The sequence below is a fragment of the Paraburkholderia nodosa genome (genome assembly GCF_001718195.1).
Lineage (GTDB): Bacteria > Pseudomonadota > Gammaproteobacteria > Burkholderiales > Burkholderiaceae > Paraburkholderia > Paraburkholderia nodosa_A.
In genome coordinates this window covers 1-14363 of the sequence record NZ_MCNV01000002.1, presented here as the reverse complement: position 1 = coordinate 14363, position 14363 = coordinate 1, and the positions used below count along the sequence as shown (strand labels likewise).

Genomic DNA, 14363 nt, shown 5'->3' with positions numbered 1-14363 from the left:
CTTCGCCACTCAACGAACAAGCATCTCGGCCACGCCGGCCGCCGCCAAAAACACGACGACAACGAGCGGCGGCACCTTCCAGCGCGTGAGCAAAAAGAAACCGATGACCGCGACCGCAAAGTCGATCCGTGACTGGACGGCGCTCGTCCACACCGGCGAATAGAGCGCCATGGCGAGCAGCCCGACCACGGCTGCATTCACGCCCGCCAGCATGGCCGCCATGGAGGGATGGGCGCGAAGCGCTTGCCAATAAGGCAGCGCGGCGAGCACGAGAAGCAGGCCTGGTAAAAAGATGCCTGCTAGTGCCACGAAGGCGCCCAGCGCATGACTGGATGGGCCGCTCATGATCCATCCAAGGAAAGCCGCGAACGTGAAGAGCGGACCGGGCACCGCTTGGGCGGCTCCATAGCCGGCAAGAAAGTCGTTCGGCGAGACCCATCCCGTCGCCACGGTCTCACGCTGCAGCAACGGCAGCACCACGTGACCGCCGCCGAACACGAGGGCGCCCGAGCGGTAGAAGGCGTCGAACACGCGGACGGTATGCGTCGTGTCGAATGCGGCAAGCGCCGGAAGCCCGAAAAGCAGGGCGCAAAAGAGGACGAGCGCGACCAGACCGGCGGTACGCGACACGCGGAACTGCTGCGTATGCTGACGCGTGCCGGCGATGGTTCCCGCAGTCGTGGACCGGCACAGCACGATACCGAGCGCGGCGCCCAGCACGATGACGATCAACTGTGCATACGCCGTCGTCATGACAGCGAGAAGCACGACCGCAATGAGTGCGATGCCGGCGCGGCGGTGGTCGGGGCACAGGCGGCGCGCCATGTCCCATACGGCTTGCGCGACGACGGCAACGGCGACGAGTTTCAGTCCGTGAATCAGCCCGTTCCCCACGGGGCCGCCGAGTTCAGGCGCGACGATGGCAAAGGCGATCAGGAGTGCAACGGATGGCAACGTGAAGCCGCACCAGGCTGCCAGGCCGCCTCGCCAGCCGGCGCGCAGCAGACCGATCGAAAATCCGGTCTGACTACTGGCGGGACCGGGGAGAAACTGGCAGAGACCGAGCAGATCCGTGAAGGTTGCGTCGTCGAGCCAGCGACGCCGCTCGACGAACTCGCGACGGAAGTAGCCGATATGGGCGATGGGACCGCCAAAGGACGTCAGGCCCAGCTTCAGAAAGACTCGCAGGACTTCAAGCGCGGAGCCTGCACGGTCCGGCTCTGACGTCGACATATCTGTTTCCATGGAACTCAGTCGTAACGAATACAAACATAGATCGATTTTGCGGCGATCATACCCGATCCGCTGGCACGATCGCAGGCCGGGACTTTCACAGCGTTGATCCGGTGGTTCGCAAACAACACACGCCAATGGACGGTTTAAAGCGTCATTCCTCTGCGTAAATCGAGCCGGTAAAACGCTGAATTCTTCTCGTTGATGCTTTCGTTCGCGCGCTGCGCGCGTCAACTGTCTATGCTCGTTGTAATTGTGCCGACACAGCGCCCCGGAGGGAGTCATGCAAGCAGATCCGAAAGTCATCGAATATCTCAATGCGGAACTGAAGAACGAGCTGACGGCGATCAATCAGTACTTTTTGCACGCACGACTTTACGGACACTGGGGTCTCGCAGGACTCGGCAAACACGAATACGACGAGTCGATCGAGGAGATGAAGCACGCGGACAAACTGATCGAGCGGATACTCATGCTCGATGGCCTGCCCAATCTGCAGGACCTTGGCAAACTTCTGATCGGCGAGGACGTTCGCGAAGTGCTCGAGGGCGATCTCAAGCTCGAACGCACTGCGCAGGCACAGTGCAAGGAAGCCATTGCTTACTGCGAATCCGTTCGGGACTTTGTCTCAAGGGAAATTTTCGTCGAGATCCTGGACGACACCGAGGATCACATCGACTGGCTGGAAATCCAGCTCGGGTTGATCGACAAGATCGGCCTGGAAAACTATCAGCAATCGGCGATGGCCTCGGTCAGCTGATACGCGATCCGGCGTGGAGCATGCCGGGAAAAAGCGTGGATGCCGCTTGCGGGGCACCCACGCACCTCTGCTTCAGGAAACCAGTGGTCGACAACGTTTAGTCGTTGTACTTCGTGAGGGCATCGAGTCGTTGCCACCTGCGTCGCTCGTTGCCGTGACGCTCTTGCCCGTCGAATCGATCAGCGTGACGTTCGCACCTGCTAGCGCGTCGCCGACTGCTACGGTGCCGCCGATGCTCGAAGGAGTGGCCGTCGAGGTGGACGTTGTCGACTCGCTGCTGCCACCGACCCCGCACGCCGCGAGAGTTCTCCTGGAGAAACGAGCACCTGGAATGCCGGCAGCCGGACGGCAAGAAGAATGGCGCATGCAGCGTCAATACCCAAACCCTGGAAAACGTCTTAAGGATAAATGTTTCGGCAATTGCATCGGGCAATAATGAAAGATTTGTGTAATGAAATCGATGGCAAGTCTATGACAGCTGTGTTGCTGGAAACGTTTTCGGACTCCCAGGACGCGCCCGTAAGGACCGTGCAGCGATGTAATAAAAATCTCGCCGGCAGATGAACAATTTGTATGAAGAAATAAATAATGCCGCCGATAACCCAGATATGTCCCGTGCTGCTTCCGGTGTTCGTGTGGCGGTGCACCGGTGTCAGGCGTCACGGACGCCAGGCGTTTGCGCTTGTTCGTTGAGTCGAAACACGATTGCCGGACTTTTCGACGTTGATACCGCGTCGAGCTGGGCACGAACTCGCTTAAGCATTCTGGTTCTTTCATTCTCACCAAAGTGAATCATGAATTTCAGCAACATGAAGCTCGGCACCAAACTGATCAGCGCTTTCATCCTGGTTTCGGCGATCAGCGCTGCGGTTAGCGGGATCGGTCTGCGCAACATGGCGCAAATCAGCGCAAATGCAGACAAGACGTATCGAGAGGATCTTGTTGGACTGAACCTGATCCAGCAGGCTAACGCGGACGTACTGCGAGTCGGAACTTATCTGCGCAATGCGGTTCTGGCCACAACGGCCGAGCAGCGGGCTGGCTCGCTGGACCAGGCCGACAAGGCACTGGCCCAGGCGCGTGATCACCTGAACCAGGCAGAACCGCTCGTCTATACCGACAAGGGGAAGGCGACCTTCGGCGAGCTTGATCAGGGCTGGCAGGACTACATCCAGGCCTTCAACGAAATGAAAGGCAAGATCAATTCTGCCGCGTTACAGGACCGGGATGGCCTGACTGAATACATGCTGGGTGAGTATCACAACAAGGGTTTCAGGACGCTCGTCCTGATGGGCAATCTGGTTACCCTGAAACAGGGCGACGCGCAAAGGACGGCGGAATCCAACGACGCCGTGTACGGCGAAGGCCGCAATCTGATGCTTGTCCTCGTGGCGATGTCCGTCTCGATCGGCCTCGGTATCGGCATCTGGATGATGCGTAGCGTCACCCGGCAACTGGGTACCGAGCCTGCAACCGCCGCCGCCGTGGCCAGAAGCGTGGCCGCGGGTGACCTGAACGTGAGCATCGACCTGCGCGCCGGCGACACAAACAGCCTCATGGCATCGCTGAAGTCCATGTGCGAGGCCCTGATGCGGGTCGTCTCGGAGGTGCGCGAAAACGCTGAAGGTGTCGCGACTGCGAGCGCGCAGATCGCACAAGGCAATCTCGAGCTGTCGAGCCGCACCGAAGAACAGGCCGCGTCGCTCGAGGAAACCGCGTCGAGCATGGAGCAACTGACCGCGGCGGTCCGCCACAACACGGACAATGCAACGCAGGCTGCCACGCTCGCGGGTACAGCCTCGGGTGTGGCGCAGCGCGGCGGCGAGATCGTTGGTCGCGTCGTCGAGACGATGCGCGACATCTCCACGAGTTCGACGCGAATGTCCGAGATTATCGGTGTCATCGAGGGCATCGCCTTTCAGACCAACATCCTCGCACTGAATGCAGCAGTCGAGGCGGCGCGCGCTGGAGAGCAGGGGCGCGGCTTCGCCGTCGTAGCGGGCGAGGTTCGCACGCTCGCGCAGCGCAGTGCGACTGCTGCGAAGGAAATCAAGGAACTGATTTCCGACTCTGTTCACCGGGTGGAAGCAGGCTCGAGGCTCGTCGAAGAAGCAGGCGGCGCAATCAAGGAAGTCGTGCAATCGGTGAAGCGCGTGACGGACGTCGTGGGCGAAATCTCGTCGGCATCGAGCGAGCAAAGCACCGGTATCGAGCAGGTGAATCAGGCGGTCAACCAGATGGACCAGGTCACGCAGCAGAACGCCGCGCTCGTGGAAGAGGCTTCGGCAGCCGCGCAGACGATGGCGCAGCAGGCGGAGAGCCTACGCAAAGCGGTGGCCTTTTTCAGGTTCAATGGCAACGGAACGACTTCATCTCCGGCGACGAAGCTGCAGAAGGCCTCGCAAACCGTCTCCCGGAACCGCCTCACGTCCTCTCCGGCAACAACGAGAAAGGTCGCCGTGATGGCAGAGCCGTCCGGGGGCGGGAGTAAGGTTCTGGCTGCCACCGCTGCCGGCACATCGGACTGGCAGACATTCTGAACCGGGCTGCGAGGGTTGGGCGGCGATTCAGAACAGAGCGCAGGCAGATCGAGTGGACGAAGAGCCACGATGACGCTCGCCGTATGTTGCCGCAGCCGGCGACGAGGAACTCCCGGATGGAGACACGCGGGCCGCGTTACGAGCGGGCCCGTTGAAGTAGCGCGAGACACGACTGCAGCAGCAAGTGCAGTGTGTCAAAGGCCATCTTGCTGTCTCCAGGCATCGGTTGTCGCCGGCTTCGGTGCATTTCAAATCCGCAAGGCCGTGCATTACCCCGCGATGGAGAGCGGCAGGATCCGAATGTTGACTTCTGTCCGGATCGCAATCAAAGACCATGAGATCTTCCGCTTCCCCCAACGTATCGAAGGTAGTTGTGAAGTCGCTCGAGTCCGCGGGAATAGACCACGTGTTTCTGGTCCCCGGAAAGCTGATTTACCCGCTTCTGGCTGCGATTGATGATTCACCATCCATTCGCGGCATCGTTGGCGCTCATGAGACGGGCAGCGCTTTCATGGCCGATGGCTATGCGCGCGCTAGCCGCAAATTCGGCGTTTGCGCAGGAATTTCCGGTCCCGGTACCATGAACTTCGTGCCCGGCATGGCAGCCGCGCAGGCAGACCGGATTCCGATGCTCTATATTGCGGGAGCGATTTCGTCGACAGCGGAGGGTAAAGGGGCGTTCCAGGATGCGACATCAGGCGGCATCTATGAAAGTGGCGTGGTCAGAGGTCTGATGACGGACGTGGTCGAGCTGAAGAACAAGGATAATGTTCAGGCGGAGCTACGTCGTGCGACGGACGGGCTGAACTGGATGCGTCGGGCGCGGTCATTCATCAGTATCCCTGTTGACGTTCAAAAGCAGGACGTCCCTCCCGGTCCGCAGGTAGCACGGCGACCCTACGCCCAGCACGAATTCAATCTGGGTGAAGCGCCCCCTGACCGTACCGCGCTGGATGCCCTGTGCCGCCTCTATCTGCTCCAGTCGAAGAAAGTCGCGTTTCTGATTGGTAGTCGCGGGAATGACGCGGAAACTGCAAGGGCGCTTCTTGAGGTTGCCGAGAAATTTCACGTTCCGGTCGCGACGACGCTGGCAGGCAAGGGTGCCTTTCCCGAGGGACACGAACTCGCGCTGGGCATCTACGGGTTCTCAAGCCATTCGCGCGCCGCACGTGTGATCAATTCGGACGAGCTTGACGCGCTCGTTGTATTTGGCAGCGATCTGAACCAGCGCGACAGCATGAACTGGAGCAGGAAGCTGACCGAGGGGAAGGATCTGCTTGTCTTCGATGATGGCTTTGATCAGCCGCCGATGGGGCACATTGCCCAGCGCAGCATTTTCTCGGGAATCGGGGCTAGCTTCCGGTTGCTTGCCCGGATCAACACGGGCGCCAACGACGATTTCCAGAAAGTGCTCGAAAGAAGGAGGGCATGGATCGCCGGGGTCAGCCAGACTCCCCTGTACGACGGGCAATTCGAGGATTTTTCCGCGCAGCAGACCTCCAGCGGTAATGAATCGCTTTATCCTGGCGCCGTCATCAAGCGCCTGTGCAAACTGTTGCCCAGCAACAGCAACGTCGTGGTGGACTCCGGTGCCCATCGTATATTCATGGCCCACTACTGGCTGTCGTCGGGTATGGGCAACTACTTTTCGTCCAACGCTCTCGCGCCGATGGGCTGGGCTATTGCAGCCGGAATTGGCGTCAAGCTTGCGTCCCCCGAACGCCCTTGCGTCGTAGTCACAGGCGACGGATGCATGATGATGCACGGAACGGAGATTCAGACGGCAGCTCGCTACGGCGTCAAAGTGATCTACGTCGTCCTGAACAACTCTGCGCACGGTGCAATTCACATCGATGCGATGAGGGGCGGTCTGATTTCGGAGCAGTTCACCAGACTGCCCCGTCATAGCTGGACCGCGTTTGCATCGTCGTTTGGTGTGGCGGCACGCGTGGTTAGCGGAATCGACGAGCTGGACGATGTTCTTGGTGAAGCAAGTCGATATGACGGCCCGTTCCTGATTGAAGTCATGACAGGGGTCTTTCCCGCGCCGAACCGGTACTATTCGGAAGCGGGGGCCTGTTCCTGAACAACTTCAACTGGGCGAACAACAACGAGTCGGCCATCGGCGCATCGTCCAACTATTGCATCGCGCGGCCATGGCGAAGGAGCGCCTTGAGGCGGGGGCACTCGTTATGCCGTTCAGCGAGGTCGTGCAAAATGGACTGGGCTATTTCCTCGTCTATCCCTCGCAACGCGCCGCACAGGCCAGGATTCGTGCACTCGCCGACGTCTTGACCCGGCTCGCGCAGGAAGACCCGACTAAGCCGGCCCAATAAGCGGCTGTCAGGTCGCTTACTTCGGCTGAACGTGGATTCATTTCGCTTTGCCAAATGCGTCCGCGATTTGCCGCGCGCGCTTGACCTCGTCGCTGTGCAGATAGATCGAGGTCGTCGAAACGGAAGCATGCCGCAGGTTGTCGCGCACCGTGGTGAGTTCGGCGCCGCGCCCGAGCGCGTGTGTGGCGTGCGTGTGGCGCATCCAGTGCGGACTCGCGCGGCGCAGCTTTTCCGCGAGCGGCGCATGATCGGCCTCGATGGCTTTGGCGGCCAGCAGGAAGAAGCGCCGCAGCACCCCCCACAGACGCACGCTGCTGATCGCGGCGTCGCTGTCGGCCTCGAGACTGCCGATGACCGGCGTCGCCGGATTCCAGCGCACGGACACGACCGGCAGGTCACGTTCGGCCAGATAGTGCGCGAGCGCCTCCCACGCGAGCGGCGGCAAGGCGACGCGCGCAAGCTTGTTTCCCTTGCCCGTCACGCGCAGCCAGTGATCGCCGCGTGCATCTGTTTCGACGTGGCCGAGCGTGGCTCCAACCAGTTCGCTCGCGCGCAGGCCGGTCGCGTAGCCGAAATCGAGCAGGAAGCGCAGCCGCTGAGCCGCCGGCGCTGACCAGCCGTACGACCACTCGAGGCCGTCTGCGATCGTGCGCACGAGCGCCCATTCCCCTTCGCTGAATGCGTGCGATGTATCGAGTGCTTGCGCGCCGCTCGCGCCGCGCACTTTCACGCCGGAAAACGGATTGGCGAGCACGTAGCGCTGCTCGATGAGCCAGCGGAACAGCGCGCCGAGGATCGATAGCGCATGCGCAACCGAGCGCGCCGAGAGGCTGCCGTTGAACGGCCGCCAGTCCGGCGACGTGCGTGCCCGCACGGGGCCGACCCAGCGTCCGCGTGGAGAGGGATGGCGCAGGAACGCGCGGTAGGCGATGGCGTCTTCGGTCGAGAGCGACGAGAGCGCGCGGCCCCGCTCGACGATCGCCCAGAGGATCAGCCGTTCGGCTTCCTTCCGGTAGGTACGCTGCGTGGCGGGCGACTCGTGCAGCGCGAGCCAGGTCTGGATCGCTTCATAGTCGTTCGACGCATCCAGCGTGCAGGTCGCGCGGGGTGCACGGAAAGTGCCTTCGGAGCCGTCGACTTCGTGCGGCAGTTTGAGTGACTCCCACGGTGCGATGTCGCCGCGCTGGCTCGCCACGATGAGCGCGCGCGCCTTTTCCGTGAGTGCTGGCCAGGCCGCAAAGAACGCCTCGATCGCGCGGGCGCTCGCCACACCGAGTCCCGGCACGGCCTTCCACCACTGGCGGCGGCGCGGGATACGCACGGTGAGGTCCGCGAGCGTGGTGATGCCGTGCGCGTACAGCACCCGCACGGCGCGCGGCGTGAACCACTGCGCGATGTCGTCAGCAATCTGGGGTTCGGGCGGGCGGGCGTTGCGCAGGCTGTCGATTGCCTGCGCGACAGCCTTGGCGTGCCGCTCGCGTTCCTCCACGGGATGTTCGAACAGCGCCACCAGATCGTCGCGATGCGCCGCGCGCGCGAGGGCGACGAGCCTGCGCCGGATGCGTCCGAGCACGCCACGCGCCGATTTCCCGTCGCCGAGCGCCGAGGGGAGATAACGCTCGACGGCGGGCCGCACGGCGAGGCCTGCATACCACGCACGCAGCATGGCGAGTTCGTCGGCGTCGGGGAATCCGGGCGGCTCGGTGGAAGCGGGTGCGGCAAGGGGTGTGTGACGCGTTTTCATCTGACGAAGTTTAGCTTAGAAATAAGCCTCTAGTGATAAGAAGGATTATCTTTCTAGTTGGATATACACTCCGTCTGACCATCTTCACGTTTCTTTCACGCTGGCCAGGCCGGCATAAGCGTGGCGACGGCGTTGCCGGCACGCCGTTCACGGCGGGCGATATCCAGGCGGCGGCATTGTCCGAATCGCAGCGCAATGCGCTGACTCCCGATGAGATCATCGAAATGATGAAAGCCGGCGACGAGCGGTTTCGTACCGGCAAAATGAAAAAGCAGGACTTCTTCGCGCAGAAGAGAGCGAGCGCCAGCGGCCAGTATCCTGCAGCAATCGTCCTCAGTTGTATCGACTCGCGCGCGCCGGCCGAGATCATTCTGGATATGGGAATTGCTGTCGCGCGATCGAATATTCAAGGTGCGATAGCCGCCATCCGCCGCGGGAGTCCGATTCTCTCCGATCTGGAAAACAAAGGAAACGCGAAGATGGTGGGCTCACTACGGCCGTAACCATCGCAAGCCAATCGGTACAGCGAGAACCTTCCTGTAAAGCGCGATCAACGCGCCGGTCGCCGCCACGCCCGCGAGGCGCCAGAACGGGCTGCCAATCATGCAGGCCAGCCACGCGACGATCGCCGCGCCGATCATGTCGAATGGCCAGTGCACGCCGACGAAGATGCGAGCCCAGGCAACGGCGATATCGACGAACAAGGCAAGCAAGCCGATTCCCCGCTTCCCGCCGTACAGGAAGGTGAACGAGACTGCGCAAAGCAGCGTCACATGATCGCTAGGAAACGAAGAATCGGGCGCATGGGCGAGAAACGTATAGCCCGTTGCGCTGACGAAAGGGCGGGGGTGATACCACGCCAGACCGATCAACTGGTTGATGCCGAGAGCCAGCAAGCCGGCAAAGCAGGCGCGCACCGCCAACGCGCGGCGTTCGTCCGAGCCTGTCAGCCATAGCGCCACCAGCATGGCCGGGACCAGCAGGATCGCATAGTCCGCGATCAGCGTGCCCGCGGTAATGAGCCAATGCGGCGTCGCGGGTGTGGCATTGAGTGCGATAAAAAACGTTCGGTTCAGTGTTTCGACTGCGTCCATGGGGCCCTCTGTTTTCACGCCCGTTCTTGCGTTAACACTTGAAGGGGGTTCCGGTTGTCAAAGGCGATTCTACGCATCGGCCCCTTAACAAAACCTTAACAGGGGCGACCGCGTTCCACGGTCCGGCCGCCGTGGACGGCATGACATGGCCAGTTTTGTCAGTATGTCGGCCGGTTTGATCAGTCTGTCAGGCGCCGGTTGGCGCTAGGATTGCCACGGCGTGCCTTGGGTACTTCCTGAACAGGTCGGGACCAGAGGTAGAAACAGGCTGCGTCGGCGCTTCACAGGCGGCAGACAGATAACTGAGGAATCCATATGAATAGGGAAGTCGTGGTGATGGGCGGTGTGCGGACCGCGATCGGCAAATTCGGCGGCAGCCTGAAAGATGTGCCGCCAACCGAACTCGGTTCAATCGTCGTGCGCGAACTGCTCGCACGAAGCCGCGTCGAGGCAAAGGACGTGGGGCATGTGGTGTTCGGCAACGTGATCGCCACCGAGCCGCGGGATTTCTACCTGTCTCGCGTCGCCGCGATCAATGCCGGCATTCCCGAATCGACGCCTGCGTTCAACGTCAACCGGCTGTGTGGTTCCGGCCTGCAGGCGATCGTTTCCGCCGCGCAGACCATTCTGCTCGGCGAAGCTGACGTGGCGATCGGCGCTGGCGCCGAGAACATGAGCCGCGCGCCGTATATCACGACCGAGGCGCGCTTCGGCGCACGTATGGGCGACGCACGCCTCATCGACATGATGCTGGGCGCGCTCAATGATCCTTTTCACACCGTGCCGATGGGCGTGACCGCCGAGAATGTCGCGGGCCGTTACGGCATCACGCGCGAGCAACAGGACAATCTTGCGCTCGAGTCGCATCGCCGCGCAGCGCGAGCGATCGCCGAGGGCCGCTTCGCCAGCCAGATCGTGCCGGTCAAGCGCACGGTGAAAGGGCGCGAGACCGTCTTCGACACCGACGAACATTTGCGCCACGACGCCACGATCGACGACTTCGCGAAGCTCAAGCCCGTATTCGCGAAAGAGAACGGTACGGTCACGGCGGGCAACGCCTCCGGCATCAACGACGCAGGCGCAGCCATGCTGCTGATGTCGCGCGAAGCGGCCGAGGCGCGCGGCCTCGCGCCGATGGCAAAACTCGTGGCCTATGCACATGCGGGCGTCGATCCGCTTTACATGGGCATCGGGCCGGTGCCGGCTACGCGTCTTGCGTTGCAGCGCGCGGGGCTGTCCGTCGCGGACCTCGATGTGATCGAATCGAACGAGGCCTTTGCCGCCCAGGCATGCGCGGTCACGCAGGAGCTGGGTCTGGACCCGGAAAAGGTGAACCCCAATGGCTCGGGTATTTCGCTCGGCCATCCCATTGGCGCGACCGGCGCACTGATCGCCGTGAAGGCGCTGCACGAACTCAAGCGCATTGGTGGCCGCTACGCGCTCGTCACGATGTGCATTGGCGGCGGGCAGGGGATCGCCGCCATTTTCGAAAACGTCCAGTGAGTTGAGTGCGCCTTCGGGCGCGCCAAATAAAGCCATGCAAATCGAAACATTGGGAATCGTGGGCGCCGGGACGATGGGTTCCGGCATCGCGCAGGTCGCCGCGCTCGCTGGCGTGCGCGTGATTGTGGTCGACGTCAGCGAAGCCGCGCTCGACAAAGGTCTTACCGCGCTGAAGGGAAGCCTCGATCGGCTCATTGCGAAAGACAAGCTGGACGCGGCGGCGAGCGAGGCCGCGCTTGCCCGCATCGAGACGTGCACCGATTATCAGCGCCTCGGTGCTGCTGGGCTGATTATCGAAGCCGCCACCGAAAACCTCGATCTGAAGCTGCGCATCTTGAAGCAGATTGAAGCGGTCGCGCGTCCCGACGCCATTCTGGCTTCCAATACGTCTTCAATCTCGATCACCACGCTTGGCGCCGCGCTTGCCGACCCGTCGCGCCTCGTCGGCATGCACTTCTTCAATCCGGTGCCGTTGATGCCGCTCGTCGAAATCATCCGGGGCCTCGAAACCGGTAGCGCCGCAGCGGAGGCGGTCCACGAGTTGACGGTGCGGCTCGGCAAGTCGCCGATCAGCGTGCGCAATTCGCCGGGCTTCGTGGTCAACCGCATTCTCGTGCCGATGATCAACGAGGCTTTCTTCCTGCTCGCGGAAGGCGTCGCGCCAGCCGAGGATATCGATACCGGCATGCGTCTCGGAGCGAATCAGCCGATCGGGCCGCTGGCGCTTGCCGATCTCGTTGGACTCGATGTGGTGCTTTCGGTCATGGACGTTTTTTACAAGGACTTTGGCGATTCGAAATACCGCGCGTGCCCGCTGCTTCGTGAACTGGTGGCCGCCGGACGTCTGGGCCGCAAGACTGGGCGCGGCGTCTTTAGTTACAGCTAGAAGGAATGCGGCGCGCGTGAGGGTGATTGTCGAATGTGATGCGGTGGGTTTGGATGTTTACGAACATTAATATCTCGTGGCCAGATAGAAGTGTCCGGTTTCCGGCTCATTAGATGGAATGGTCGCCTCCCGCCTTAATGGGCCGTCCAGCGCCGCAGTCTCGCGTCCTGAACATGCGACATTGCTGGTTCGGCAGTCCAGCCGCCAAGGAGAACCAGATGGAACCCACGACCATTGCCATCGACCTGGCCAAGCGCGTTTTCCAGATTCATTACGTCGAGACCGAGACCGGCGCAATCCGCAGCAAGGTACTCAAACGCGCCCAGCTCGTGCCGTTCTTCGCCAACCGGCCTGCGAGCCGTGTCGTCATGGAGGCCTGCGGCAGCGCCCATCACTGGGCACGGGTGCTCGCGCGGCTTGGGCACGACGTCCGGCTCATCGCAGCCCAGTTCGTACGGCCATTCGTGAAGTCAAACAAGAACGACGCGGCCGACGCTGCGGCGATCTGGGAAGCTGCCCAGCGTCCCGGCATGCGGTTCGTGGCCGTCAAGACCGAAGACCAGCAGGCCATGCTGGCGATGCACCGGATACGCCAGCAACTGGTCCGGATCCGCGTCATGCAGGTCAACCAGCTTCGAGGGCTGCTCTACGAATTCGGTATCGTGCTGCCGCAAGGTCGCCGGGCATCGATCGAGGCCGCGAAAGTCGCGCTGGCGTCACTGGCCGAGCAGCTGCCAGCCATGCTCGCAGACAGCCTGCAGGACCAGTTCTCGCGGCTTCGCGCACTCGACGATCAGATCGCACGGATCGAGCAGCGCATTCTCGATTGGCGCCGCAATGATGATGCATGCAAACGCATCTCGGAGATTCCTGGCGTGGGTGTCCTCACGGCGACTGCTGCGGTATCGGTCATCGGACAGGCACAGACGTTTCGCTCCGGACGGGAATTTGCCGCCTATCTGGGGCTCGTACCGCGACAGAACAGCTCCGGCGGCAAGGTGAAGCTCGGCAGCATCAGCAAGCGTGGCGACGTGTATCTGCGAACGCTGCTGATCCACGGTGCGCGATCGGTCATCGTAAGCGCAAGGCACTTGCCGGAGCGCTTGCGCCAGATGCTGTCCCGTCGTCCAACGAACGTCGTAGCTGTTGCACTCGCCAACAAGATGGCGCGAACAATCTGGGCGCTCCTCGCGTACGGCCGAACGTATGAAGCAGCACAAGCGCAGTGACCACGCTTCAAAGGCAGTAACCCCATTCACGGTTGCACAGGTGTACTGAGTGATGGCAAGACAGGTTGGACCGCGCAAAGGCAAGCCTGAGACATTTCTCGGACCTCGAGTCCGCTAATTAGATTAGGACCTTTGCGGCGAAATCCATCGGGGCCGGCGGGCATGCCCGCGATCGAGTCCGGATATAAGTCCGCAACCACCCTCCTCGCCACGCACAATCACCTTGCAAATGGGAGGCGACCTTCGGCGGACGCTGCGCGCGCGGTATCCATAGCCCCGCGTCGCGCATCCATCGACGTACCGTCTCCTTCGCCAGCCGGATGCCGTGACACTCGCGCAGCTTCTCGCACGCCAGCGTCGGCCCGAAATCGGCGTAATACCCACGTACCAGCGCCACGGCCCGGGCACGCAGGTCAACAGGCAGCTCCCGGTTGCCGGGCCGCCCACGTCTGGCCGACACCAGGCCCGCCGGGCCACAAGCCTCATAGCGCCGGCACAGCCGGCTGATCTGCCGTTCACCGAGCTGCAGCCGCTCAGCCGCCTGAAAACACCGCAGGCGGCCTTCAACGACCGCCTCGATGACCTTGACCCGCTCGAGTTCGTGCATGCCTGCCGTGATCAGCTCACGTCCGTTCATGGTTTGCCCCTGGTCGACGCCTCACGCGAGCGTGCGCCTCAACCAGGGCAGGAATCGGACATCACTAATGAGCCAGAATCAGACATTACAAAAAAGCTGTGACAATGTCCCGGCCAGATACAGATGTCGTACTGCGGGCTAAATACAGATGTCGCATCTCTTCCCCGGTCTGATGTTCCTGCAGTGCTGAAGGCCAGCGGTTGAAGCAGCAGGGCGCTTGTGCCTGTTCAGCGGGTCCGGGCAGTCCGCTGGCCAGGTCTGGATGGCTGCGTTGCTAGCGTCTTTCGCTGCGCAAGGTTTACGATCACGGCCTCCATGTCGGCCTGCGTGAACTCGCGCGTCTTCTTCGTGCCGGGCGCACGCTCATGGCTACGCACCTCGATGCCGCGGTTGGTGCGCGA

At 62.0% G+C, this 14363-nt stretch carries 10 protein-coding genes and 2 pseudogenes; 8 read left to right on the top strand and 4 right to left on the bottom strand.

The features are described 5' to 3' along the window. Window positions 1-9: 9 nt before the first annotated feature. Complete coding sequence (chrA, locus tag BFD71_RS03415) at window positions 10-1245, bottom strand: chromate efflux transporter (protein WP_069261906.1); 1236 nt, start codon at window positions 1243-1245, stop codon at window positions 10-12. Between the two features lie 271 nt (window positions 1246-1516). Between chrA and bfr the strand changes: the two genes are divergently transcribed. The 4 genes and pseudogenes from bfr to BFD71_RS03395 form a co-directional block, all read left to right on the top strand. Beyond that, on the top strand, window positions 1517-1993 hold the full coding sequence (gene bfr / locus BFD71_RS03410; RefSeq protein WP_069261905.1) for a bacterioferritin: 477 nt from the start codon (window positions 1517-1519) through the stop codon (window positions 1991-1993). A 794-nt stretch (window positions 1994-2787) separates the two neighbouring features. Continuing rightward, complete coding sequence (locus tag BFD71_RS03405; RefSeq protein ID WP_069261904.1) at window positions 2788-4533, top strand: methyl-accepting chemotaxis protein; 1746 nt, start codon at window positions 2788-2790, stop codon at window positions 4531-4533. 334 nt (window positions 4534-4867) lie between these two features. Then, entirely contained in the window at window positions 4868-6619 is a 1752-nt protein-coding gene (locus tag BFD71_RS03400; protein ID WP_069261903.1) for a thiamine pyrophosphate-binding protein, read from the top strand. Window positions 6620-6689: 70 nt separating this feature from the next. Next, window positions 6690-6869, top strand: a pseudogene (locus tag BFD71_RS03395) (LysR substrate-binding domain-containing protein); the annotation flags it as partial. Between the two features lie 37 nt (window positions 6870-6906). On the opposite strand, the gene BFD71_RS03390 reads toward BFD71_RS03395, so the two are convergent. Further along, on the bottom strand, window positions 6907-8613 hold the full coding sequence (locus BFD71_RS03390) for a site-specific integrase (RefSeq protein ID WP_069261901.1): 1707 nt from the start codon (window positions 8611-8613) through the stop codon (window positions 6907-6909). A 32-nt stretch (window positions 8614-8645) separates the two neighbouring features. On the opposite strand from BFD71_RS03390, the gene BFD71_RS03385 reads away from it, so the two are divergent. Beyond that, the gene (locus BFD71_RS03385) at window positions 8646-9116 is read left to right on the top strand and encodes a hypothetical protein (protein WP_176732818.1); all 471 of its coding nucleotides are present in this window, start codon (window positions 8646-8648) and stop codon (window positions 9114-9116) included. Here the strand turns inward: BFD71_RS03385 and BFD71_RS03380 are convergent. After that, entirely contained in the window at window positions 9105-9707 is a 603-nt protein-coding gene (locus tag BFD71_RS03380; protein ID WP_069261899.1) for a phosphatase PAP2 family protein, read from the bottom strand. The two genes, BFD71_RS03385 and BFD71_RS03380, sit on opposite strands and share 12 nt — an antisense overlap. A gap of 315 nt (window positions 9708-10022) precedes the next feature. On the opposite strand from BFD71_RS03380, the gene bktB reads away from it, so the two are divergent. From bktB to BFD71_RS03365, 3 genes are all read left to right on the top strand, one after another. Then, the gene (bktB, locus tag BFD71_RS03375) at window positions 10023-11210 is read left to right on the top strand and encodes a beta-ketothiolase BktB (protein WP_069261898.1); all 1188 of its coding nucleotides are present in this window, start codon (window positions 10023-10025) and stop codon (window positions 11208-11210) included. A gap of 34 nt (window positions 11211-11244) precedes the next feature. After that, complete coding sequence (locus BFD71_RS03370) at window positions 11245-12096, top strand: 3-hydroxybutyryl-CoA dehydrogenase (protein WP_069261897.1); 852 nt, start codon at window positions 11245-11247, stop codon at window positions 12094-12096. A 218-nt stretch (window positions 12097-12314) separates the two neighbouring features. Further along, window positions 12315-13325, top strand: coding sequence for an IS110 family transposase (locus BFD71_RS03365; protein WP_069261896.1), 1011 nt, complete (start codon window positions 12315-12317; stop codon window positions 13323-13325). A gap of 238 nt (window positions 13326-13563) precedes the next feature. On the opposite strand, the pseudogene BFD71_RS03360 reads toward BFD71_RS03365, so the two are convergent. Beyond that, window positions 13564-13962, bottom strand: a pseudogene (locus BFD71_RS03360) (helix-turn-helix domain-containing protein); the annotation flags it as partial. Window positions 13963-14363 lie beyond the last annotated feature (401 nt).